This is a genomic window from Streptomyces griseobrunneus, assembly GCF_046713465.1.
GTDB classification, from domain to species: Bacteria; Actinomycetota; Actinomycetes; order Streptomycetales; family Streptomycetaceae; genus Streptomyces; species Streptomyces microflavus.
In genome coordinates this window covers 6319410-6342051 of sequence record NZ_CP177080.1, presented here as the reverse complement: position 1 = coordinate 6342051, position 22642 = coordinate 6319410, and the positions used below count along the sequence as shown (strand labels likewise).

The window sequence follows — 22642 nt, the reverse complement described above, 5'->3', positions numbered from 1 at the left end:
GTCACGGGCCGGGACCGTCCGTCACGGGCCGGGGCGCACATCCCGCTCCAGGAAGGGCTCCAGCAGCCCGGGGACGGCCTCGGCGGCGAAGGCGAGGCCCTCGGCCGCATCGGTGTCGTAGGCGGTGTACGCGCCCCCTCCGGCGGCCGTGGTGGCCGTGACGCCGATCAGCCCTGCCCGCCGCTGGAAGTACGACTGCTTGACGGTCCAGCCGATCACCCCGGCCCGCTCCAGGGCGGCGGTGGAGCGGCGGAGCGTGCCGGAGCGGGTCACCAGGTAGCGGCCGGAGAGGGCGTGGCCGAGGTTCCGGTACGCGTCCAGCGCCAGCGCCACCGCGAGCGGCAGGAACACCACCGCGCAGCCGAGCGCGATCCACAGCAGTACGGGGGTGAGCAGCGCCCCGAGGACGGTGAGGAGCAGGACCGGGGCGAGGGCGGTGGCGAGCGCCCAGCGCAGCCTGCGGCCCCGGGCGGCGCGCGGGTGGCGGGTCAGCGCGGCACCGGTCGGGGTGGCCGCTTCCCGGAGTATCGCGGCGGCGACGGAGTCGGCCAGGGGGCGGGGCACCGCCGGGAGGACCGTGTTGTGGTCGGCGTTCTTCGACTCGTTGTCCTGGGCGAGCCCGGTGGTGATGGCGTCCAGCCGGGCGGCGCCGAGCAGCCGTACGCCGAGGGGTTCGACGAGGTCGACGCCGCGCAGCCGGGCCTCCTCGACGGAGATCGACCGGGAGGTGAACAGCCCGCGCCGGACCCTGATGGTGCCGCCCGGCTCACGCTCCAGGCGGTAGTTCCACCACATCTCGACCCAGAGGCCGAGCGCCCCGACGACGCCCGCCACCAGCGCGGCCGCGACCAGGGTGACGATCGCCCAGAGGAGCGGGGTCTCCTGGAAGCGGTCGCCGACCCAGGCGATGACCTCGCCCTGGGCTCCGACCCAGTCGCTGATCTGCATCACGGCTCCGACCGCCGCGCCGCCGAGCATGGGGGCGACGAAGGAGACCGGTGCGTAGCGGATCCAGCGCAGGTCGAGGGCGGCGAGTTCGCCGTCGGGGTGGCCGCCCGGCGGTGTGGTCGCGGTGCGTTCCAGCAGGAGGCGGCGGAGGCGTTCGCCCTCGGCGCGGGCGACCGGGTCCAGCTCCAGGGTGGAGTCGCTGCCGTGCTCGCCGGTGCCGATCCTGACGGTGACCAGGCCGAGGAGGCGCAGCAGCAGGTTGGCGGTGAGGTCGACGGTGCGGATGCGCTCACGGGCCAGGGAGCGGCGTTTGACGAGTAGGAGGCCGGTGTGGAGGTCGACGCGCTCCTCGCCGATCCGGTAGCGGGTGCGGTGCCAGCGGACCCGGTCGGCGCCCGCCGCGGCCCCGACGACCAGGACGGCCGCGACGAGCACCCAGAGCACCGCGCCCGGGAGCCCGAGCCAGCGGACGAGCCCGAGGGTGGCGGGCACGGCGGCACCCGCGACGACGCCCGCCACGACGAGGGCGGTGACCACGACCGTACGGGGGTCGAGGCGGCGCCAGTCGTCCTCGGGGGCGAACGGGGCGCGCGGGGTGCTCATGTGGCGTCGCCGGGGGTGTCGCGGGTGATGCGGGTCAGCCGCTCGGCCAGTTCGGCGGCGACCTCGTGGTCCAGGCCCTCGATGCGTACCGCGCCCTTGGAGGAGGCGGTGGTGACCGTGACGGTGGCGAGCCGGTGGAGCTGTTCCAGCGGGCCGCGCACGGTGTCCACGGTCTGGATCCGGGACATCGGCGCGATCCGCCACTCCTGCCGGAAGAACCCGGTGCGTACGTACACCGCGTCCTCGGTGACCTCCCAGCGGTGGGTGCGGAACCACCACAGCGGGAGGAGGACGGCGGCCGCCGCACCCGCCGCGGCGAGAACCGCGGCGGGCAGCAGCAGCCAGAGGCGGGCGGGCTCGATCAGCGCGCCCAGGACCGCGAGCGGTACGACGGGCGCGGCCGTCAGCAGCAGCCACTGGACCCGCCACCAGCTCACGACCCGCTCGTTCAGCGTGTTGCGCGGCGGCCGCAGCCATATCTCCGCCGTCCCCTCCCCCGCCGGCATGGGCTCAGCGCCCCCGCAGTGTGCGGTAGGCGGCGACCAGGGCGGCGGTGGAGCTGTCGAGCTCCTCGGCCCCGGTGCCCTCGGTCAGGACGGGCTCGATCTTCTTGGCGAGGACCTTGCCGAGTTCGACGCCCCACTGGTCGAAGGAGTCGATGTTCCAGATGGCGCCCTGGACGAAGACCTTGTGCTCGTAGAGCGCGATGAGCTGGCCGAGGACCGAGGGGGTCAGCCGGTCGGCGAGGATCGTGGTCGTCGGGTGGTTGCCGCGGAACGTCTTGTGCGGGACGAGCTCCTCCGGCACGCCCTCCGCGCGGACCTCGTCGGGCGTCCTGCCGAAGGCGAGCGCCTGGGTCTGGGCGAAGAAGTTGGCCATCAGCAGGTCGTGCTGGGCGATCAGGCCGGGCAGCAGGTCGTGGACCGGGGCGGCGAAGCCGATGAAGTCCGCCGGGATCAGCTTGGTGCCCTGGTGGATCAACTGGTAATAGGCGTGCTGCCCGTTGGTGCCGGGGGTGCCCCAGACGACCGGGCCGGTCTGCCACTCCACCCGGTCGCCCTCGCGGTCGACGGACTTGCCGTTGGACTCCATGTCGAGCTGCTGGAGGTACGCGGTGAACTTGGACAGGTAGTGGCTGTAGGGCAGCACCGCGTGCGACTGGGCGTCGAAGAAGTTGCCGTACCAGACGCCGAGCAGGCCGAGGAGGAGCGGGGCGTTCTCCTCGGCGGGGGCGGTGCGGAAGTGCTCGTCGACGAGGTGGAAGCCGTCCAGCATCTCGCGGAACCGGTCCGGGCCGATGGCGATCATCAGCGAGAGGCCGATAGCGGAGTCGAAGGAGTAGCGGCCGCCGACCCAGTCCCAGAACTCGAACATGTTGGCCGTGTCGATGCCGAACTCGTCGACCTTCTCCGCGTTGGTCGACAGCGCGACGAAGTGCTTGGCGACGGCGTCCTGACCGGCCCGCAGCTCGGTGAGGAGCCAGTCGCGGGCGGAGGTGGCGTTGGTGATCGTCTCGATCGTGGTGAACGTCTTCGAGGCGACGATGAACAGCGTCTCGGCCGGGTCCAGGTCGCGGACCGCCTCGTGGAGGTCGGCGCCGTCGACGTTGGAGACGAACCGGACGGTGAGCGAGCGGTCCGTGAAGGAGCGCAGCACCTCGTACGCCATGGCGGGGCCGAGGTCGGAGCCGCCGATGCCGATGTTGACGATGTTCTTGATGGGGCGGCCGGTGTGACCGGTCCACTCACCCGCCCGGACCTTCTCGGCGAAGGCGGCCATCCTGTCCAGGACGGCGTGCACGGCGGGTACGACGTTCTCGCCGTCGACCTCGATCACCGCTCCGCGCGGGGCGCGCAGCGCGGTGTGCAGGACGGCCCGGTCCTCGGTGGTGTTGATCTTCTCGCCCCGGAACATCGCGTCCCGCAGCCCGGCGACCCCGGTCGCGGCGGCGAGCTCGCGCAGCAGGCGCAGCGTCTCGTCGGTGACCAGGTGCTTGGAGTAGTCGAGGTGGAGGTCGCCGACCCGGAGGGTGGAGGCGGTGCCCCGGTCCGGCTGCTGCGCGAACAGCTCGCGCAACTGGGTGGCGCCGAACTCCTCACGGTGCTTGGCGAGAGCAGTCCACTCGGGGGTCTGGTTGAGCTTGGTTCGGCTTGCTGCGTTCATCCCGGATATCAGCCCACTTCTTCTTGTCACTCGGCTTCCCCGCCGCCCCTCCAACCTAATTGATCGAGGAGCGGGGTGGCGCGGACGCGGGCCAGGAGGAGGTAAAGCAGTCCGGCCGGACACCCTGGGGGTGTCCGGCCGGTGAACGACTGGGTGGGTCCGTGGAGCTGGGCGGGTTGCGCTAGATCTCGCCGCGGAGCTTGGCGAGCGCCTCGGCGAGGATGGCCTCGCCGTCCTCGTCGCTGCGCCGCTCGCGTACGTACGCGAGGTGCGTCTTGTACGGCTCGGTGCGGGGCGGGTCCGGCGGGCTGTCCCGGTCCTGGCCGGCCGGGAAGCCGCAGCGCGGGCAGTCCCAGGTGTCCGGAACCTGCGCGTCATGGGCGAAGCTCGGCTGCGTCTCGTGCCCGTTGGAGCACCAGAAGGAGATGCGGAGGCGCGGCGCGGACTCGCCCCGCTCGGCCTCACCCATCGGCCCCGCTCCGACCCGGCTTCCCCGGATCGCGTTGCCACTTGCCACGGTCGTAACTCCCTGCGTGATGGTGCTCGAGGATGCCCCAGTCTACGTAAGGCCCAACGCGCGTCCAGTGAAAGGAGTTACACCCTCACCGGGAATCGCGGACGCGGGTCAGTCGCCCAGCTTGACGAGCAGACCGAGGACGACGACGCACGCGAACCAGACCAGGCCGACCACGACGGTGATGCGGTCGAGGTTGCGTTCGGCAACGGAGGAGCCACCGACGGACGACTGCATTCCGCCGCCGAACATGTCGGAGAGGCCGCCGCCCTTGCCCTTGTGCATGAGCACCAGCAGCATCAGCAGCAGGCTGAAGACGATCAGAGCGATCTGGAACGCCAAAACCACGGCTGGTCCCTACTTTCCGGAATTCTTGACTACTGCCTGTACGTACAGCGGGGGCCTCAGGGGTGGCAACCCCCTCGGCCCCCGCAAGGGTACGACGGATCGGCGCTACCGCATACTCACTGGTCGCGGAAGCGGACGATCTTGACGAACTCGTCGGCGTCCAGCGCGGCGCCGCCGATGAGGGCACCGTCCACGTCGGGCTGCGCCATGATGGCCGCGACGTTGCCGGACTTCACCGAACCGCCGTACTGGATGCGGACGGCGTCGGCCAGCTCCTGCGAGTACAGCTCGGCCAGCCGGCGGCGGATCGCACCGCAGACCTCCTGGGCGTCCTCGGGGGTGGCGACCTCGCCGGTCCCGATGGCCCAGACCGGCTCGTAGGCGATGACGATGGACTCGGCCTGCCCGGCCGGGATGTCCTTCAGCCCGCCGTCGAGCTGCGCGAGCGTGTAGGAGACCTGGTCACCGGCCTTGCGGATGTCCAGGCCCTCGCCGACGCAGAGGATCGGGGTCAGGCCGTGCTGGTAGGCGGCCTTCACCTTGGCGTTGCAGATCTCGTCGTTCTCGCCGTGGTACTGGCGGCGCTCGCTGTGGCCGACGGCCACGTACGTGCAGCGCAGCTTGGCGAGCATCGCGCCGGAGATCTCACCGGTGTACGCACCGGAGTCGTGCGCCGAGATGTCCTGGGCGCCGTACTTGATCTTCAGCTTGTCGCCGTCCACCAGGGTCTGCACGGAGCGCAGGTCGGTGAAGGGCGGCAGGACGGCGACCTCGACGGCGTCGTAGTCCTTGTCGGCCAGGGCGAAGGAGAGCTTCTGGACGTGGGCGATGGCCTCGAGGTGGTTGAGGTTCATCTTCCAGTTGCCCGCCATCAGCGGGGTACGGGTGCTCATTAAGGGTCAGTCCTCCAGTGCGGCGAGGCCGGGAAGCGTCTTGCCCTCGAGGTATTCGAGGCTGGCGCCGCCACCGGTCGAAATATGTCCGAAAGCATTCTCGTCGAAGCCCAGGATGCGCACGGCCGCGGCGGAGTCGCCGCCGCCGACGACGGTGTACGCCGGGGAGTCGAGGAGCGCCTGGGCGACCGCGCGGGTGCCGTCGGCGAAGTCGGGGTGCTCGAAGACACCCATCGGGCCGTTCCAGAAGACGGTGGCCGCGTCGGCGAGCTTCGATGCGTAGAGCTTGTTGGTCTCCGGACCGTTGTCCAGACCCATCCGACCGGCCGGAATGGCGTCGGCGGCGACGGTGCTGGGGTGGGCCGGGGCCTTGGTCCTCAGGTCGGGGAAGGCGGGGGCGACGACGACGTCGACCGGGAGGACGAACTCCACGCCCTTCTCCTCCGCGCGCCGCAGGTACTCCTGGACGACCGGGATCTGGTCCTCCTGGAGCAGCGAGCTGCCGACCTCGTGGCCCTGGGCCTTGAGGAAGGTGTACGCCATGCCGCCGCCGATCAGGATGCGGTCGGCGCGCTCCAGCAGGTGGTCGATGACGCCGAGCTTGTCGGAGACCTTGGCGCCGCCGAGGACGACGGCGTAGGGCCGCTTGACGTCGGTGGTCAGCTTCTTCAGGACGCCGACCTCGGTGGCGATGAGGTAGCCCGCGTAGTGCGGCAGCCGGGCCGGGAGGTCGAAGACCGAGGCGTGCTTGCGGTGTACGGCACCGAAGCCGTCGCCCACGTACACGTCCGCGAGCTCGGCGAGCCGGTCGGCGAAGGCGCCGCGCTCGGCCTCGTCCTTGGAGGTCTCTCCGGCGTTGAAGCGGAGGTTCTCCAGGACGGCGACCTGGCCGTCGGTGAGGCCCGCGACGGTGGCGCGGGCCGAGTCGCCGACGGTGTCGGTCGCGAAGGCGACGTCGGCACCGAGGAGTTCACCGAGGCGTGCGGCGGCGGGCGCCAGCGAGAACACCGGGTCCGGGGCACCCTTGGGACGGCCCAGGTGCGAGGCGACGACGACCCGCGCGCCGGCTTCGGCGAGCCTGGCGACCGTCGGGAGGACGGCGCGGATGCGGCCGTCGTCGGTGATGGTGGTGCCGTCCAGCGGCACGTTGAGGTCGGCGCGGACGAATACCCGCCTGCCGGCGACCCCTTCGGTGAGAAGTTCGTCGATCGTCTTCATCTGGTCTTCCGTTACTCCTTGCAGGGACGGATGAACATGCTAAGAGGCCCGACCGGCGCTCCATTGCGCCGGTCGAGCCCCTCAGTCACATCGTGATGCCGCCGACCCGAGGGTCAGAGCTGCTCGCCGACGAAGACCGTGAGGTCGACGAGGCGGTTGGAGTAGCCCCACTCGTTGTCGTACCAGCCGAGGATCTTCACCGTGTTCCCCTCCTGGACCATGGTCAGGGAGGAGTCGAAGGTGCAGGACGACGGGTCGCCGACGATGTCCGAGGAGACGATCGGGTCCTCGGTGTACGTCAGGAAGCCCTTGAGGTCGCCGTCGTCGGAGGCCTTCTTGAACGCGGCGTTGACCTCGTCCTTGGTGACCTCGCGGTCCAGGGTGACGACGAGGTCGGTGGCGGAGCCGGTCGGGACCGGGACGCGCATCGCGATGCCGTCGAGCTTGCCCTTGAGCTGCGGGAGGACCAGAGCGGTGGCCTTGGCGGCACCGGTCGTGGTCGGGATGATGTTCTCGGCGGCGGCGCGGGCGCGGCGCAGGTCCGAGTGCGGGAAGTCCAGGATGCGCTGGTCGTTGGTGTACGCGTGGACCGTCGTCATCAGGCCCTTGACGATGCCGAAGTTCTCGTCGAGAACCTTGGCCATCGGCGCCACACAGTTGGTGGTGCAGGAGGCGTTGGAGATGACGTGGTGGTTGGCCGCCTCGTACTTGTCCTGGTTGACGCCCATCACGATGGTGATGTCCTCGTCCTTGGCCGGAGCCGAGATGAGGACCTTCTTGGCGCCACCGGCGATGTGCTTCTCCGCGTCGGCCTTCTTGGTGAAGATGCCGGTCGACTCGATGACGATGTCGACGCCCAGCTCACCCCAGGGGATGTCGGCCGGGTTGCGCTCGGAGAGCACCTTGATGGTGTGACCGTCGACGGTGATGGTGTCGGCGGTGTGGCTGACCTCTGCCTTGAGACGACCCAGAATGGTGTCGTACTTCAGCAGGTGGGCCGTGGTCGCAGTGTCACCCAGGTCGTTGACAGCCACGATCTCGATGTCCGCACCCTGCTCCAGCAGCGCGCGGAAGTAGTTGCGACCGATGCGGCCAAAGCCGTTGATGCCTACGCGGATCGTCACGAACCGATCTCCTCGTTAGGTACGCCGGTTTTCGACGCCGGCGAGTTGTATAGGGATGTCCCCGACCGCCTCCGACCCTACCTCTCCAAGGGCTCCGGGGTGACATCGAGAGGGGCCGTACGCGCCACCGGGACATGCCGGGAGGCCCGTACTCCCCAGTAGGGTCACGGGCCTCCGTTCGTGCTTAAGGACCTTGGTCCCGATGGCCGGGGACCAACGTCCCCCGCCCGCCGACGAGTCGGCCGGACATCCCCTCGGGGGGTCAGCCGACCAGGCCGTCCGCCAGCTCCTCGCTGAGCGTCGCCTCCGTCCCGGGGATACCGAGATCCTGGGCCCGCTTGTCGGCCATGGCCAGCAGGCGGCGGATCCGGCCGGCGACCGCGTCCTTGGTCAGCGGCGGGTCGGCGAGTGCTCCGAGCTCCTCCAGCGAGGCCTGCTTGTGCTCCATGCGCAGCCGTCCGGCCGCCGCGAGGTGCTCGGGGACCTCCTCGGCGAGGATCTCCAGCGCGCGCCCCACCCGGGCCCCGGCGGCGACCGCCGCGCGGGCCGAGCGGCGCAGGTTCGCGTCGTCGAAGTTGGCGAGCCGGTTGGCCGTGGCGCGGACCTCGCGCCGCATCCGGCGCTCCTCCCAGGCCAGCACCGACTCATGGGCGCCGAGCCGGGTGAGCAGGGCGCCGATGGCGTCGCCGTCGCGGACGACGACCCGGTCCACACCGCGGACCTCGCGGGCCTTGGCCGCGATGGAGAGCCGGCGGGCCGCCCCGACCAGGGCCAGGGCCGCCTCGGGCCCGGGGCAGGTGACCTCCAGGGAGGAGGAGCGGCCGGGCTCGGTGAGCGAGCCGTGAGCGAGGAACGCCCCGCGCCAGGCCGCCTCGGCGTCGCAGGTGGCCCCCGAGACCACCTGCGGGGGCAGACCGCGGATGGGGCGGCCGCGGCCGTCCACCAGGCCGGTCTGGCGGGCGAGCTGGTCGCCGCCCGCCACCACCCGTACGACATAGCGCGAACCGCGCCGCAGCCCGCCCGGGGCCATCACGATCAGCTCCGAGCTGTGCCCGAAGATTTCGAGGATGTCGCGCTTGAGCCGGCGCGCCGCCATCGCGGTGTCCAGCTCCGCCTCGATCACAATCCGGCCGCTCACCAGGTGCAGCCCGCCCGCGAACCGAAGAATCGCCGAGACCTCTGCCTTCCTGCAGCAGGTCCGGGTGACGGGAAGCCGAGAGATTTCGTCCTTCACCGCTGGCGTCATCGCCATGGGCCGATCCTTCCATGCATCCGAAAAATACGGTCGTACGCGGTGGCCAACAGCTCCTGATCATGGACCGGAACGCCGTCGGGCGATGCCACCGGCGCCAGCTCGACCGCGGCGCCGAGCCGTTGTGCGGCGTCGGCGAGGGATTCGCGGTCGGGCACGGCTGCCTCGTCGGCCAGCACCACGTCCAAGGCGAGTTTAGGGGCGTGTCGTCCCAAAACCTCCAAATGACGCTGCGGTGAGAACCCCTCTGTTTCACCGGGCTGTGGTGCGAGATTCAACGACAGGACCTTGCGGGCCTTCGTGGTGACCAGTGCGTCGAGCAGTTCCGGCACCAGCAGATGCGGGATCACGGAGGAGAACCAGGAGCCCGGGCCGAGCACCACCCAGTCGGCGTCCAGGACCGCTTCGACCGCTTCCGGGACGGCCGGCGGGTCGGGCGGGACGACATGCACGGACTGCACCTCGCCCGGGGTGAGCGCGACGGTGGACTGGCCGCGCACGGTGACGATCGCGTCGGGCAGCTCGGGGTCGTGGCCCTTCACCAGCGCCTGGAGCTCCAGCGGAACGGCGGACATCGGCAGCACCCGGCCGTGCGCGCCCAGCAGCTTGCCGACCAGGTCCAGGGCCTGGACGTGGTCGCCGAGCTGCTCCCAGAGGGCGACGATCAGCAGATTGCCGACCGCGTGCTCGTGGAGGTCGCCCTTGGACTCGAAGCGGTGCTGGATGACCCGGGACCAGGTGCGGCCCCAGTCGTCGTCGCCGCAGAGCGCGGCGAGCGCCTTGCGCAGGTCACCGGGGGGCAGGACGCCCAGCTCCTCGCGCAGCCGGCCGCTGGAGCCGCCGTCGTCGGCGACGGTGACCACGGCCGTGAGATCGCCGGTGATCCGGCGCAGCGCCGCCAGGGACGCCGAGAGGCCCATGCCGCCGCCGAGCGCGACGACCTTGGGCTGTCCACCGCGTTTGCGGCCCGCGAGCGCCGATGTGGCGCGGCTGAGGCGCCGCAACCGCAGATTGCGTCCGGTCACTCTCGCCCCATGTCCCGGTGCACGAGGACGGTCTCGATGCCTTCGGCGGCCAGGCGGGCCGAGAGCTTCTCCGACATGGCGACGGAGCGGTGCTTGCCGCCCGTACAGCCCACCGCGATGGTCACGTACCGCTTGCCCTCGCGGCGGTAGCCCGCGGCGATCAGCTGGAGCAGCTCGGTGTACTGGTTGAGGAACTCCTTGGCGCCCGGCTGGTCGAAGACGTAGTCGGAGACCTCCTCGTTGACGCCGGTGAAGGGGCGCAGCTCCGGGACCCAGTGCGGGTTGGGCAGGAAGCGGCAGTCCACGACCAGGTCGGCGTCGACGGGCAGGCCGTACTTGTAGCCGAAGGACATCACCGTGGCGCGCAGCTCCGGCTCGTTGTCGCCGGCGAACTGGGCGTCCATCTTGGCCCGCAGCTCGTGCACATTGAGGCTGGAGGTGTCGATGACCAGGTCGGCGTCGCCGCGCAGCTCGCGCAGCAGGTCGCGCTCGGCCGCGATGCCGTCGACGATGCGGCCGTCGCCCTGGAGGGGGTGGGGGCGGCGGACGGACTCGAAGCGGCGCACCAGGGCGTCGTCGGAGGACTCCAGGAAGACGATCCGCCGGGTGACGTGCTTGGCCTCCAGGTCCGCGAGGGATTCGCGGAGGTTGTCGAAGAAGCGCCGGCCGCGTACGTCGACGACGACGGCGATCCGCGCCACGTTGCCCTGCGAGCGGGCGCCCAGCTCCACCATGGTGGGGATCAGCGCGGGGGGCAGGTTGTCGACGACGAACCAGCCGAGGTCCTCCAGACACTTGGCGGCGGTGCTGCGCCCGGCGCCGGACATGCCGGAGATGATCACCAGCTCGGGGATGGCCGGCACCGCTGCCTCGCCCGTCTCGTTCGTGGTGTTCGTACTCACGTCTGCTCCGTCTGCTCGGTCTGTTCGTGCGTGCTGCTGGTCGTCGGGGCCCGCGCCGGCGTCGTCGCCCGCGCGGTCGGCCCGGCGGGCGGGCCCGGTCATGACGCGCCCCCGTCGTCCTCTTCCATGATCTCTCCTGTGGCCGTGTTCACGGCAGGGGCCGCGGGAGCGGTCGAGGCGAGGGCGGCCGCCACCGATTCCGCCGTCCTGCGCCCTATCCCGGGAACCTCGCAGATCTCCTCGATTGTCGCCTGCCGGAGCTTCTTCACGGAGCCGAAATGCTTGATCAGGGCCTGCTTGCGGGTCTCGCCGAGGCCCGCCACGTCGTCCAGGGGGCTGGAGCGGACGCGCTTGGCCCGCTTGGCGCGCTGGTAGGTGATGGCGAAGCGGTGTGCTTCGTCGCGGACGCGCTGGAGGAGGTAGAGGCCCTCGCTGGAGCGGGGCAGGACGACGGGGTCGTCGTCATCGGGGAGCCAGACCTCCTCCAGGCGCTTGGCCAGGCCGCAGACGGCGATGTCGTCGATGCCCAGCTCGTCCAGGGCCCGCTTGGCGGCGGCGACCTGGGGCTGTCCGCCGTCGACCACGACGAGCTGCGGCGGGTAGGCGAACCGCTTGGGGCGGCCGTCGTCCTCCCGGGGCTCGATCTCGTCGGCCGGGGAGGCGGCGGTGAGCACGGGGGCCGGGACGGGGCCGGTGACCCCGGGTGTGGCGGGGACGAGGCCGGGGCCGGGGGCTCCGGGGGTGGCGGGCACGGGGCCGGTGACCCCGGGAGCGGTTTCCTGGGCCTCCTCCCACTCCCCCGTGCGCTCCTTCTCCTGGAGGTAGCGCTTGAAGCGGCGGCCGATCACCTCGTGCATCGAGCGGACGTCGTCCTGGCCCTCGAAGCCCTTGATCTGGAAGCGGCGGTACTCGCTCTTGCGGGCGAGTCCGTCCTCGAAGACCACCATGGAGGCCACCACGTCGTCCCCCTGGAGGTGGGAGATGTCGTAGCACTCGATGCGCAGCGGGGCCGTGTCCAGGCCGAGCGCCTCCGCGATCTCCTCCAGGGCGCGGGAGCGGGTGGTCAGGTCGGAGGCGCGCTTGGTCTTGTGCAGGCCGAGCGCCTGCTGGGCGTTGCGCTGGACCGTCGCCATGAGGTCCTTCTTGTCGCCGCGCTGCGGGATGCGCAGGCTGACCTGGGAGCCCCGGCGCTCGGCGAGCCACTGGGAGACCGCCTCGGTGTCCTCGGGCAGGGCGGGGACCAGGACCTCCTTGGGGACGGCGTCGCCGCGCTCCTCCCCGTACAGCTGCTGGAGGGCGTGCTCGACGAGGCCGGAGGTGTCGACCGCCTCGACCTTGTCGGTGACCCAGCCGCGCTGGCCGCGGACCCGGCCGCCGCGCACGTGGAAGATCTGGAGGGCGGCCTCCAGCTCGTCCTCGGCGACGGCGATGAGGTCGGCGTCGGTGGCGTCCGCGAGGACGACGGCGCTCTTCTCCATGGCCCGCTTGAGCGCCTCGGCGTCGTCCCGGAGCCGGGCAGCGCGCTCGTACTCCATCTCCTCGGCCGCCTGCATCATGTCCTTCTCCAGGCGGCGGATGTAGGTGCCCGTGCGCCCGGCCATGAAGTCGCAGAAGTCCTCGGCCAGCTCCCGGTGTTCCTCGGGGCTGACCCGGCCGACGCAGGGGGCGGAGCACTTGTCGATGTAGCCCAGCAGGCAGGGGCGGCCGGTGCGGGCGGCGTTCTTGAAGACCCCGGCGGAGCAGGTGCGGACGGGGAAGACGCGGAGCATCAGGTCGACCGTCTCGCGGATCGCCCAGGCGTGCCCGTACGGACCGAAGTAGCGCACGCCCTTCTTCTTGGCGCCGCGCATCACCTGGACGCGGGGGAACTCCTCGTTCAGCGTGACGGCGAGGTAGGGATAGCTCTTGTCGTCCCGGTACTTGACGTTGAACCGGGGGTCGAACTCCTTGATCCAGGTGTACTCCAGCTGGAGCGCCTCGACCTCGGTGGAGACGACCGTCCACTCGACGGATGCGGCGGTCGTGACCATCGTGCGCGTACGCGGGTGGAGATTGGCCAGGTCCTGGAAGTAGTTGGCCACGCGCTGGCGGAGGTTCTTGGCCTTCCCGACGTAGATCACCCGGCGGTGCTCGTCGCGGAACTTGTAGACCCCCGGGGAGTCGGGGATCTGCCCCGGGCTGGGGCGGTAGCTGGAGGGGTCTGCCATGTCTCACACCCTACTTGCGGGGTGTGACACCGCGTCGTCCTCAGTGTGACCGGTGCGCTCCGGGGTGCCGGGCCCCGGAGCGCGGCCTCACGGACGGTCGCTCCGGGGCGTGCGGGCCCCGGAGCGCTCCGCTCAGGCGTCCGGCGCGGGGTTCTGCCGGGTGCGGGTCCGGTGGCGAACGGCGGCGGCGCCGCCGAGGGCCAGGGCGAGCAGGGCCCCGGCCCCGGCCACCGTGGAGACGGTCGTCAGGGCGGTGTCCGGGGTGCCCGTACCCGTCGCGTCGGCGAGCGCGGGGCCCGGTGCGGCCTGCGGTGCCCGGTCGGCGCCGGGAGCGGGTGCCGGGGCCGGTGCCGCTCCGGTGTCGGCAGCCCCTGGGCCATAGCCTCCGGCCTTCCCGGACTTCGCGTATCCGGAGCCCTGCAGCTTGTCGCCGTACGCCTCCTTCACCCGGGCCCGGTAGGCGTTCAGGCTGGTGCCCTTCGCGCCCACGGCCGCCGTGGCGTCCTCGTCCAGGGGGAGCACCCGGGAGGCGTCGTGGACGTACCAGGCGTCGATCTGCGGTTCGCGGAACACCGTGCCGCCGGGGAGCGCGCGGGCCCCCTGAGCGGTGTAGCGGGCCTCGTCGTCGCCGGTGGCGATGTTCACCACCCGCCACTTTCCGCTGCCGGCGGCCCCGGGGACGGTCCACAGGGAGGCCTTCTGTCCGTCGGAGGAGACGGCGGTGGCGGCGAGGTAGTCCAGGGTGCTCGGTGCGGCCCCCGCCCTCCCGGCGACGAACTCCGCGGAGAGCGTGCGTACGGGGACGGTCTTCGCCTCGATGCGCGGTGCGGCCGCCGTACGCGCCACCGCTCCCTCCCTCGCGAAGAACCGGGCCAGGGTGTCCAGGGTCGCCGGAGCGGAGGCCGCCTCGTGGGCGGCTTCGAGGGTGGCGGCGGTCAGCTTCGGCGGTGCGGCGGGCCCCTCGTCGGCGGTGGCCGGGAGCGCGGCGGTGCACAGGGCGGTGGCGGTGAGTGCGGTGGCGACGGCGAGGCGCCGGCTGGTCGCGGTCATGTCCTCACGCCCCGATCCGGTAGAGCGAGTGGGTCCAGGAGAACTGGTTGTTGTTCACGTACCAGGAGTGCGAGGCCCAGTTGTAGCGGTCGCTGGAGGGCCACGGGTCGCCCCAGTAGACCCAGCTGTTGGCGTCGTCGTAGCCGTAGATGACGTGCATGTGCCCGCCGCCGGACGACCACTGGATGCGGGTCTCGATGGGCCGTTGGGCCGCTATCTCGGTCTGGACGGTCGGGTAGCGCAGCCAGCCGGTGACGTAGCTGCCGGGGCGGACGCCGGTCCAGGACAGTCCGGTCTGGACGTTGCCGAGGGTGGCCTGCGAGTTGGGGCACTCGGAGTTCTGGGAGCGGTTGAAGGAGGCGTTGCAGAACTGGTTCTGGGAGTAGTTGCGGCCGAACCAGGCGGCGATGGTGTTGCCGCCGGCCGCCCAGCACCAGTTGGTCTTCTGCTGGGCCTGCATGGTGATGTTGAGGCGCTGGGCGGCGGCGACGGTGACTCCGCCGTCCTGGGACGGGGACTGGGACGGGGACGCGGACTGGGCCGCGGTGGCGGTGGCCGCGGGGACAGCGAGGAGGGCGGCGGCCAGAAGGGCTGTGAACGAGAACCTTCGGGGCCGGATTCTTCGGTTGCGCATGGCGTTCCTCCCAAGGCGGGGGGGGCGGGGATCGGAGGAGCGCGTCCGGACGCTGATGAGGAGCATCGACCGTTGTCCGGAGCAGGTCAACAGGCTTCAATGCGGAGTGACATCACGGTGTGAACGGCGCGACGCCCGTGTGAACGGCGCAGCCCGGTCACCTGCTCCCCCGCATCCCCCGGGGGCGGTGTCCCCTCTCCCCCACGTGAACGTTCACCGGAGGCCCCCATGCGGCACACCGAGAGAGAACTGGACCGGGTGCTGCACACCGGCCCCTTCCATCTGGCCCTGCGCACGGCCCTGTCGGTGCGCGGGCTGCCGCTCCACCGGGTGCAGCACCACCTCGCGCACCGGGGCGTCAAGCTCGGGGTGACCAGCCTGAGTTACTGGCAGCAGGGCGTACGCCGGCCCCGCCGCCCCGAGTCGCTGCGGGCCGTCCGCGCCCTGGAGGACGTGCTCGCGCTGCCGGACGACTCGCTGCTGCGGCTGCTGCGGGGCGACGGTTCCGGTGGCGACGGGGAGCGCCCGGCGGCGCGCTCGTACCGCTCGCTGCTGGAGTCCTCGGGGGCGGTGGAACGGCTGCTGGCGGCGATGGAGTCACCGGTGGACGGCGGGCTGCACACCGTGGACCACCAGGAGCGGGTACGGATCGGGGCGCGGCGCGAGCTGGCGGCCCGTACCTCGCTCCATGTCGTACGGGCGCACCGGGACGGGATCGACCGCTATCTGGCGATCCACCGCGGCGATCCGGGGTGCGACCCGTCGCGGATCGCCGTACGGGCCGGGGATAACTGCCGCACCGGGCGGGTGCGCTGGGACGGGGAGGCCGGGGTGCTCGTCGCGGAGCTGCTCTTCGACACCCGGCTGCGGTCGGGCGAGACGTACCTCTTCGGCTACGGCTTCGAGGACGGTACGGGCGGGGCGAGCGGCGAGTACGTGCGCGGCTTCACCTTCGGCGGCGGGCAGTACGTGCTCCAGGTCGGCTTCGACGAGGCCGCGCTGCCGGTCCGGTGCCGCCGCTTCGAGCAGGCCTCGGCCGGGGCGGCGCGCGCCGCCCGCAGGGACCTCACGCTCACCGGCCGCCACCGGACGGTCCACGTGGTGGAGGAAGGGGTGCGGCCGGGGCTCGTCGGCATCGACTGGGACTGGGACTGACCCCGGCGTCGCGTGGTGGTGTCAGGCGCCCGGGCCCGCGACGAGCTTTCCGCCCTCGGCCGTGACCGGGACGGCGGGCAGGGGGACGGTGGCGGGGCCCTGGACGACCTTGCCGGTGGTCGTGTCGAAGCGGCTGCCGTGGCAGGCGCAGTGGCCCTCGGTGCCCTCGACCTTGGTCAGGACGCAGCCGCCGTGGGTGCACTGGGCGCTGAACGCCTTGTACTCGCCCTTCGCCGGGCAGCTGACGACCAGGCGCTGCTCGCGGTAGAGCTTGGCGCCGCCGACGGGCACCTCGGAGGCCGCACCGAGGTCGACGGGGGCGGTGGGGGTGGGCTGCTTGGCGTGACCGAGCTTGGATTCGGTCGAGCAGGCGGCCGCTCCCAGCCCGGCGGCACCGGCGAGCGCGGCGCCCTTCAGCACGGTACGGCGGGCGGCGGGCAGGCCGGGCATGCGGACTCCACGGATCGTTGTTCGGGGCGGGGCAGGCGTCGCCGGGCAGTCCGGGAAGCGGTGAAAACCGTTCCTTGCCGGTGACGGAACCGACGATACCGGCGGGGAACGGACGGCCTGCGGCCGGGCCGGTCACGACGGTGGCCCCCTCCCGGGCGGGAAGGGGCCACCGTCGTCGGCTCAGGCCTTGCGGGCGCGCGTCGCCTTCTTCGCGGTGGCCTTGGTGGCCGTCGCCTTCTTGGCCGCCGTGGCCTTGGTGACGGCCGTCTTCGTGGCCGTCGCCTTCTTGGCCGCTACGGCCTTCTTCGCCGTGGTCGTCTTCCGGGCGGCGGCCTTACGGGCCGTCCCCCGCCCCGACGGCACCGCGGCCTCGCTGATCCGGTCGGCGTCCAGGATGCCCTGGAGGAACTTCCCGGTGTGGCTGGCGGGGACCGAGGCGACCTGCTCCGGGGTGCCCTCGGCGACGACCAGACCGCCGCCGTTGCCGCCCTCGGGGCCCATGTCGATGACCCAGTCGGCGGTCTTGATGACGTCAAGGTTGTGCTCGATGACGATCACCGAGTTGCCCTTGTCGACCAGGCCGGAGAGGACCGTGATCAGCTTGCTGATGTCCTCGAAGTGGAGACCGGTGGTCGGTTCGTCCAGGACGTAGACCGTGCGGCCGGTGGAGCGCTTCTGGAGCTCGCTCGCCAGCTTGACGCGCTGCGCCTCGCCGCCGGAGAGGGTCGGCGCGGACTGCCCGAGCCGCACATAGCCGAGGCCCACCTCGTTGAGCGTACGGAGGTGGCGGGCGATCGTCGGGACGGCCTCGAAGAACTCCAGACCCTCCTCGATCGGCATGTCCAGGACCTCGGCGATGGACTTGCCCTTGTAGTGGACCTCCAGGGTCTCCCGGTTGTAGCGCGCACCGTGGCAGACCTCGCACGGGACGTACACATCGGGAAGGAAGTTCATCTCGATCTTGATCGTGCCGTCGCCGGAGCAGTTCTCGCAGCGGCCGCCCTTGACGTTGAAGGAGAAGCGGCCCGGCAGATAGCCGCGCACCTTCGCCTCCATCGTCTCGGCGAAGAGCCTGCGGACGTGGTCGAAGACTCCGGTGTACGTCGCCGGGTTGGACCGGGGCGTCCGGCCGATCGGCGACTGGTCGACGTGGACCACCTTGTCGACGAGGTCGTCGCCGTCGACCCGGGTGTGGCGGCCGGGGACCGACTTGGCGCCGTTCAGCTCGCGGGCCAGGTGGGTGTAGAGGATGTCGTTGACCAGGGTCGACTTACCGGAACCGGAGACGCCGGTGACCGCGGTGAGCACACCGAGCGGGAAGGAGACGTCGATGTCGTGGAGGTTGTTCTCCCGTGCACCGTGCACGGTGAGGCTGCGGGCCGGGTCGACCGGGCGGCGGATGTCCGGTGTCGGGATGGACCGCTTGCCGGACAGGTACTGGCCGGTGATCGACTCCTTGTTGGCCAGCAGTTCCTTGAGCGAGCCGGAGTGGACGACCTTGCCGCCGTGCTCACCGGCGCCGGGGCCGATGTCGACGACCCAGTCGGCGACCTTGATGGTGTCCTCGTCGTGCTCGACGACGATGAGCGTGTTGCCCATGTCGCGGAGCCGGACCAGGGTCTCGATCAGGCGGTGGTTGTCGCGCTGGTGCAGGCCGATGGACGGCTCGTCCAGGACGTACAGCACGCCGACCAGGCCGGAGCCGATCTGGGTGGCGAGCCGGATGCGCTGGGCCTCGCCGCCGGAGAGGGTGCCGGCCGCGCGGTTCAGCGAGAGGTAGTCCAGGCCGACGTCGACCAGGAACTTGAGCCGCTCGTTGACCTCCTTGAGGACCCGCTCGGCGATCTTCTTGTCCCGGGCGTTCAGCTTGAGGCGGCCGAGGAACTCGGCGCACTCGCTGATCGACATCGCGGCGACCTCGGCGATGGACTTCTCCATCACCGTCACCGCCAGCACGATCGGCTTGAGCCGGGTGCCCTCACAGGTGGGGCAGGGCACCTCGCGCATGTAGCCCTCGAAGCGCTCCCGGCTGGAGTCGCTCTCGGCCTCGGTGTGGCGCCGCTTGACGAACTGGACCGCGCCCTCGAAGGCGGGGGTCGTGTAGGCGCGCTCGCGCCCGTAACGGTTGCGGTAGCGGACCTCGGTCTGGATCTTGTGGCCGTACAGCAGGGCCTTCTTGGCCCGCTGCGGCAGTCCGGCCCAGGGGATGTCCGTGCGGAAGCCGAGCGCCTCGGAGAGCGCGCCGATCAGCCGGCCGAAGTACTCCTTGGTGTGGCCGTGCGACCAGGGGTGGATCGCCCCCTCGTCGAGCGACTTCTCCTCGTCCGGAACGATCAGCTCCGGGTCTACCTCCATGCGCGTACCGATGCCCGTGCAGTCGGGGCAGGCGCCGAAGGGCGAGTTGAAGGAGAAGGAGCGCGGCTCCAGCTCCTCGAAGGAGAGGTCGTCGTACGCGCAGTAGAGGTGCTCCGAATACATCCGCTCGCGCTCGGGGTCGTCCTCGGGGAGGTCGACGAAGTCGAGCACGACCATGCCGCCGGAGAGGCCGAGGGCGGTCTCGACCGAGTCGGTGAGACGGCGCTTGGCGCTGTCCTTGACGGTGAGGCGGTCGATGACCACCTCGATGGTGTGCTTCTCCTGCTTCTTGAGCGTGGGCGGCTCGGAGAGCTGGATGGTGGTGCCGTCGACCCTGGCCCGGCTGTACCCCTTGGTCTGGAGATCGGCGAAGAGGTCGACGAACTCGCCCTTGCGCTCGCGCACCAGCGGCGAGAGCACCTGGAAGCGGCTGCCCTCGGGCAGGCCGAGGACCTTGTCCACGATGGCCTGCGGCGACTGGCGGGCGATGGGGCGGCCGCACTCGGGACAGTGCGGCTTGCCGATCCGGGCGAAGAGCAGCCGGAGGTAGTCGTAGACCTCCGTGATGGTGCCGACCGTCGAGCGCGGGTTGCGCGAGGTCGACTTCTGGTCGATGGAGACGGCAGGGGAGAGACCCTCGATGAAATCGACGTCCGGCTTGTCCATCTGGCCGAGGAACTGCCGGGCGTACGAAGAGAGGGACTCCACATAGCGCCGCTGGCCCTCGGCGAAGATCGTGTCGAACGCGAGGGACGACTTGCCCGACCCGGAGAGCCCGGTGAAGACGATGAGGGAGTCACGGGGGAGATCGAGCGAGACGTTCTTCAGGTTGTGCTCGCGCGCGCCACGGACGATGAGACGGTCGGCCACGCCGGTCCGCACCTTTCTAGAGGGAAACGGGGGGGAACTGAGCCCCCGGTCCAGGTTATGGGGGGCGCCACAGCGATGTGGGAAGGTCTGTCTCCTCCGAGCGTATAGCACGCACATTCGATTTACGGTCGCCCTCGGACTCCTTCACCCGAATGAGTGGCGGAGCTAGGCTCGGCCGCATGATTGATCATGTGCACGACCTGGGAGCTGTACGCGAAGCGACCGATCGGCTGCTCAGCGAAGCGGGCAAGTGGGACAACACCGCTCTCGCCGAGCCGTCACGGCTGCCCGGATGGAGTCGGGGCCATGTTCTGGCCCACCTGTCACGTAACGCCGACGCGCTCGGAAATGTTCTCCGGGGTCTCCCGATGTACGCGAGCAGCGAAACCCGGGACGCCGACATCGCCACCGGCGCCTCCCGCTCCCTGGCCGAGCAGCTGGCCGACTTCGAGGAGAGCGCGGGCCGCTTCGATGCGGTGGCGGCCGAACCGGCCGACTGGTCCCGTACGGTCACCCTGCGCAACGGTGTGACGGACTCCGCGTCCCGGGTCCCCTTCCGCCGGCTGATCGAGCTGGAGATCCACCACGTCGACCTGGGCGTCGGCTACGAGCTGGAGGACCTGCCTGAGGGGTTCACGGAGCGGGAGATCGTCTTCCTCACCGAACGCTTCACCGGCCACCCGGAGGTTCCCGCCACCACCCTGACCGACGAGGCCGGCCGCACCTGGACCACGGGCGGCGGGTCGGACGGCGCCCCGGTGTCGGTGCGGGGTACGGCGGCCGGTCTGCTGGGCTGGCTCGCCGGCCGCCGTGACGGTTCCGCCCTGACGGTGACCGGGGGCGGCCTGCCGGCCCTGCCGCCGCTGTAGGCGCCCGTGCCCGCCGGGGCCAGGGAGACCACCTGGCCCCGGCGGGGACGGATTAGGGTGAGCCGCATGACGTACAGCGGAGCGGTGAAGGTCGGCGGACCGGCGAGCGTGCACGAACTGACGGATCTGATGATCTCGAAGGCCGCCGTCGGCGGAATGAACAACAACGCCTATCTGCTGCGCTGCCGGGCCACCGGCGAGCAGCTACTGATCGACGCGGCGGCCGAGCCCGCGACCCTGCTGGCGCTGATCGGTGACGACTCCATCGCGTCCGTCGTCACCACCCACCGGCACGGCGACCACTGGCAGGCGCTGGCCGAGGTGGTCGCGGCCACCGGCGCCCGGACGTACGCGGGGCGGTACGACGCCGAGGGCATCCCGGTCGCCACGGACGTGCTCGTGGAGGACGGCGACATCATCACCGTGGGCAGGGTGGAGCTGACCGCCCGCCATCTGACCGGCCACACGCCGGGCTCGATCGCACTGGTCTACGACGACCCGCACGGGGCCCCGCACCTGTTCACCGGGGACTGCCTCTTCCCCGGCGGGGTCGGCAACACGCACAAGGACCCCGAGGCGTTCGCGAGCCTGCTGCACGACGTCGAGACGAAGCTGTTCGACCGGCTGCCGGACGAGACCTGGGTCTACCCGGGCCACGGCAACGACACGACCCTCGGCGACGAGCGGCCGCAGCTGCCCGAGTGGCGTGCGCGGGGCTGGTGACCCCGGGCCGGCTCGCCTCCCGTGAACGGACAGCGGCCGGGGTGGACGGCTTGTGCCGTTCCGCCCCGGCCGCTGCCGGTGGGTCCCTGTGCCGCGCTCGGCGGCCCGGGATCAGCTGCTGACGCTCTCGGTCTCCTCGTCGGCCGCGTCGACGCTCTTGGCCTTCGCGGCCGCCTCGGCCTCGGCCGCCTCCTGCTTCTTGTTGGCGATCAGGCTGGTGATCGTGGTGATCACCAGGACGCCGCAGATGACGGTGAGCGAGAACGGGATGGAGATCTCGGGCACGTGCACCCCGGACTCGTGCAGGGCGTGCAGCACCAGCTTGACACCGATGAAGCCGAGGATCACCGACAGGCCGTAGCTGAGGTGGACCAGCTTCTTCAGCAGACCGCCGATGAGGAAGTACAGCTGGCGCAGGCCCATCAGCGCGAACGCGTTGGCCGTGAAGACGATGTACGGGTCCTGGGTCAGTCCGAAGATCGCCGGGATCGAGTCCAGTGCGAACAGCACATCCGTCATACCGATGGCGAGCATGACCACCATCAGCGGGGTCAGGATGCGCTTGCCGTTCTTCTGGATGAAGAGCTTCGTGCCGTGGTACTGGTCGGCGACGCCGAAGCGCTGCTCGATCTTCTTGAGGAGACGGTTCTCCTCGAACTCCTCGTCCTCCTCGTCGGCCCGCGCTTCCTGGATGAGCTTCCAGGCGGTGTAGATCAGGAACGCGCCGAAGATGTAGAACACCCACGAGAAGTTCGCGATCACGGCGGCACCGGCGGCGATGAAGATCGCCCGGAGCACCAGGGCGATCAGCACACCGATGAGCAGCACCCGCTGCTGGAGGTGCGAGGGCACCGAGAACTTCGCCATGATCAGGACGAAGACGAAGAGGTTGTCGACGCTCAGCGACTTCTCGGTGATGAATCCGGCGAAGAACTCACCGGAGGCCTGGCTCTCGCCGAAGACCATGAGGCCGAGTCCGAAGAGGATGGCCAGGGCGATCCAGACGACCGTCCAGATCCCGGCTTCCTTGGTCGACACGTCATGGGGCTTGCGCCCGATGAAGAAGTCGACGGCGATCAGGGCTGACAGACCAAAGATGGTCAGAGCCCAAAGGGTCCATGAAACGTCCACTGCGCCTCCGGCAGTTCGCTACGGCTACTGATCAGCGTCGTCGCTGCCGGAGGTCTCTTCCACCCTGGCACACGGGATGCGTGCCGGGCCGACGCCCCGGGACCGGTCACGGTCCGTACTGACGGGAACGTCGCGTAAGGAGTACTCCCCTCCGTGCACCGAACAGTACAGGTACACCAAGGATAGGTAAAGAAAACCATAAAGAGAT

The 22642-nt window shown here is 70.8% G+C and carries 20 protein-coding genes; 3 read left to right on the top strand and 17 right to left on the bottom strand.

From position 1 onward, the window contains the following. Positions 1-21: 21 nt before the first annotated feature. From ACK8N7_RS28830 to ACK8N7_RS28765, 14 genes are all read right to left on the bottom strand, one after another. Entirely contained in the window at positions 22-1551 is a 1530-nt protein-coding gene (locus tag ACK8N7_RS28830; protein ID WP_500444496.1) for a PH domain-containing protein, read from the bottom strand. Then, complete coding sequence (locus tag ACK8N7_RS28825) at positions 1548-2057, bottom strand: PH domain-containing protein (RefSeq protein WP_500444495.1); 510 nt, start codon at positions 2055-2057, stop codon at positions 1548-1550. Before ACK8N7_RS28825 ends, ACK8N7_RS28830 begins: the two co-directional genes overlap by 4 nt. A 4-nt stretch (positions 2058-2061) precedes the next feature. Then, a complete protein-coding gene (gene pgi, locus ACK8N7_RS28820; RefSeq protein WP_403217950.1) occupies positions 2062-3714 on the bottom strand; it encodes a glucose-6-phosphate isomerase in 1653 nt (550 codons plus the stop codon). A gap of 181 nt (positions 3715-3895) precedes the next feature. Next, positions 3896-4231: an RNA polymerase-binding protein RbpA gene (locus tag ACK8N7_RS28815; RefSeq protein ID WP_073880172.1), complete on the bottom strand. Its 336-nt coding sequence runs from the start codon at positions 4229-4231 to the stop codon at positions 3896-3898. Between the two features lie 108 nt (positions 4232-4339). Continuing rightward, a complete protein-coding gene (gene secG, locus ACK8N7_RS28810) occupies positions 4340-4576 on the bottom strand; it encodes a preprotein translocase subunit SecG (RefSeq protein WP_015607846.1) in 237 nt (78 codons plus the stop codon). Between the two features lie 116 nt (positions 4577-4692). Next, entirely contained in the window at positions 4693-5469 is a 777-nt protein-coding gene (tpiA, locus tag ACK8N7_RS28805) for a triose-phosphate isomerase (protein WP_500444494.1), read from the bottom strand. Positions 5470-5475: 6 nt separating this feature from the next. Further along, positions 5476-6687 (bottom strand): phosphoglycerate kinase, encoded by a 1212-nt coding sequence (locus tag ACK8N7_RS28800; RefSeq protein WP_500444493.1) that lies wholly within the window; start codon positions 6685-6687, stop codon positions 5476-5478. Between the two features lie 113 nt (positions 6688-6800). Beyond that, a complete protein-coding gene (gap, locus tag ACK8N7_RS28795) occupies positions 6801-7811 on the bottom strand; it encodes a type I glyceraldehyde-3-phosphate dehydrogenase (protein ID WP_403217947.1) in 1011 nt (336 codons plus the stop codon). Positions 7812-8073: 262 nt separating this feature from the next. Further along, the gene (whiA, locus tag ACK8N7_RS28790) at positions 8074-9063 is read right to left on the bottom strand and encodes a DNA-binding protein WhiA (protein ID WP_015607850.1); all 990 of its coding nucleotides are present in this window, start codon (positions 9061-9063) and stop codon (positions 8074-8076) included. Continuing rightward, positions 9054-10088, bottom strand: a complete 1035-nt coding sequence (locus ACK8N7_RS28785) for a gluconeogenesis factor YvcK family protein (RefSeq protein ID WP_403217946.1) — start codon at positions 10086-10088, stop codon at positions 9054-9056. The genes whiA and ACK8N7_RS28785 overlap by 10 nt, the downstream gene beginning before the upstream one ends. Then, positions 10085-11092 carry an RNase adapter RapZ gene (rapZ, locus tag ACK8N7_RS28780; RefSeq protein WP_403217945.1) on the bottom strand — a complete coding sequence of 336 codons (1008 nt, stop codon included), beginning with the start codon at positions 11090-11092 and terminating at the stop codon, positions 10085-10087. The genes ACK8N7_RS28785 and rapZ overlap by 4 nt, the downstream gene beginning before the upstream one ends. Beyond that, positions 11089-13197, bottom strand: a complete 2109-nt coding sequence (gene uvrC / locus ACK8N7_RS28775; protein ID WP_403217944.1) for an excinuclease ABC subunit UvrC — start codon at positions 13195-13197, stop codon at positions 11089-11091. Before uvrC ends, rapZ begins: the two co-directional genes overlap by 4 nt. Before the next feature lie 132 nt (positions 13198-13329). Further along, complete coding sequence (locus tag ACK8N7_RS28770) at positions 13330-14247, bottom strand: hypothetical protein (RefSeq protein WP_500444492.1); 918 nt, start codon at positions 14245-14247, stop codon at positions 13330-13332. Positions 14248-14251: 4 nt separating this feature from the next. After that, a complete protein-coding gene (locus ACK8N7_RS28765) occupies positions 14252-14881 on the bottom strand; it encodes a papain-like cysteine protease family protein (protein ID WP_403217942.1) in 630 nt (209 codons plus the stop codon). 228 nt (positions 14882-15109) lie between these two features. Between ACK8N7_RS28765 and ACK8N7_RS28760 the strand changes: the two genes are divergently transcribed. After that, the gene (locus ACK8N7_RS28760; protein WP_403217941.1) at positions 15110-16036 is read left to right on the top strand and encodes a hypothetical protein; all 927 of its coding nucleotides are present in this window, start codon (positions 15110-15112) and stop codon (positions 16034-16036) included. Between the two features lie 21 nt (positions 16037-16057). Here the strand turns inward: ACK8N7_RS28760 and ACK8N7_RS28755 are convergent, their stop codons facing one another. Together ACK8N7_RS28755 and uvrA are read right to left on the bottom strand one after the other, a co-directional pair. Beyond that, a complete protein-coding gene (locus tag ACK8N7_RS28755; protein WP_031125601.1) occupies positions 16058-16486 on the bottom strand; it encodes a Rieske (2Fe-2S) protein in 429 nt (142 codons plus the stop codon). Between the two features lie 180 nt (positions 16487-16666). Continuing rightward, entirely contained in the window at positions 16667-19711 is a 3045-nt protein-coding gene (gene uvrA / locus ACK8N7_RS28750) for an excinuclease ABC subunit UvrA (RefSeq protein WP_403217940.1), read from the bottom strand. Positions 19712-19890: 179 nt separating this feature from the next. Between uvrA and ACK8N7_RS28745 the strand changes: the two genes are divergently transcribed. Further along, positions 19891-20580 (top strand): maleylpyruvate isomerase family mycothiol-dependent enzyme, encoded by a 690-nt coding sequence (locus ACK8N7_RS28745; RefSeq protein ID WP_403217939.1) that lies wholly within the window; start codon positions 19891-19893, stop codon positions 20578-20580. 66 nt (positions 20581-20646) lie between these two features. Then, positions 20647-21303, top strand: coding sequence for an MBL fold metallo-hydrolase (locus ACK8N7_RS28740; protein ID WP_403217938.1), 657 nt, complete (start codon positions 20647-20649; stop codon positions 21301-21303). Between the two features lie 111 nt (positions 21304-21414). Here the strand turns inward: ACK8N7_RS28740 and ACK8N7_RS28735 are convergent, their stop codons facing one another. Continuing rightward, complete coding sequence (locus ACK8N7_RS28735; protein ID WP_015607861.1) at positions 21415-22434, bottom strand: TerC family protein; 1020 nt, start codon at positions 22432-22434, stop codon at positions 21415-21417. Between the last annotated feature and the right edge of the window lie 208 nt (positions 22435-22642).

Bases quoted from the DNA above. Each gene is read 5' to 3' on its own strand.
- ACK8N7_RS28770 (WP_500444492.1), bottom strand. From the start codon at position 14,247: ATGACCGCGACCAGCCGGCGCCTCGCCGTCGCCACCGCACTCACCGCC.
- pgi (WP_403217950.1), bottom strand. From the start codon at position 3,714: ATGAACGCAGCAAGCCGAACCAAGCTCAACCAGACCCCCGAGTGGACT.
- ACK8N7_RS28760 (WP_403217941.1), top strand. From the start codon at position 15,110: ATGCGGCACACCGAGAGAGAACTGGACCGGGTGCTGCACACCGGCCCC.
- ACK8N7_RS28745 (WP_403217939.1), top strand. From the start codon at position 19,891: ATGATTGATCATGTGCACGACCTGGGAGCTGTACGCGAAGCGACCGAT.
- uvrC (WP_403217944.1), bottom strand. From the start codon at position 13,197: ATGGCAGACCCCTCCAGCTACCGCCCCAGCCCGGGGCAGATCCCCGAC.
- ACK8N7_RS28825 (WP_500444495.1), bottom strand. From the start codon at position 2,057: ATGCCGGCGGGGGAGGGGACGGCGGAGATATGGCTGCGGCCGCCGCGC.
- ACK8N7_RS28800 (WP_500444493.1), bottom strand. From the start codon at position 6,687: ATGAAGACGATCGACGAACTTCTCACCGAAGGGGTCGCCGGCAGGCGG.
- rapZ (WP_403217945.1), bottom strand. From the start codon at position 11,092: ATGACCGGGCCCGCCCGCCGGGCCGACCGCGCGGGCGACGACGCCGGC.
- whiA (WP_015607850.1), bottom strand. From the start codon at position 9,063: ATGGCGATGACGCCAGCGGTGAAGGACGAAATCTCTCGGCTTCCCGTC.
- tpiA (WP_500444494.1), bottom strand. From the start codon at position 5,469: ATGAGCACCCGTACCCCGCTGATGGCGGGCAACTGGAAGATGAACCTC.
- ACK8N7_RS28740 (WP_403217938.1), top strand. From the start codon at position 20,647: ATGACGTACAGCGGAGCGGTGAAGGTCGGCGGACCGGCGAGCGTGCAC.
- ACK8N7_RS28830 (WP_500444496.1), bottom strand. From the start codon at position 1,551: ATGAGCACCCCGCGCGCCCCGTTCGCCCCCGAGGACGACTGGCGCCGC.
- ACK8N7_RS28755 (WP_031125601.1), bottom strand. From the start codon at position 16,486: ATGCCCGGCCTGCCCGCCGCCCGCCGTACCGTGCTGAAGGGCGCCGCG.
- ACK8N7_RS28765 (WP_403217942.1), bottom strand. From the start codon at position 14,881: ATGCGCAACCGAAGAATCCGGCCCCGAAGGTTCTCGTTCACAGCCCTT.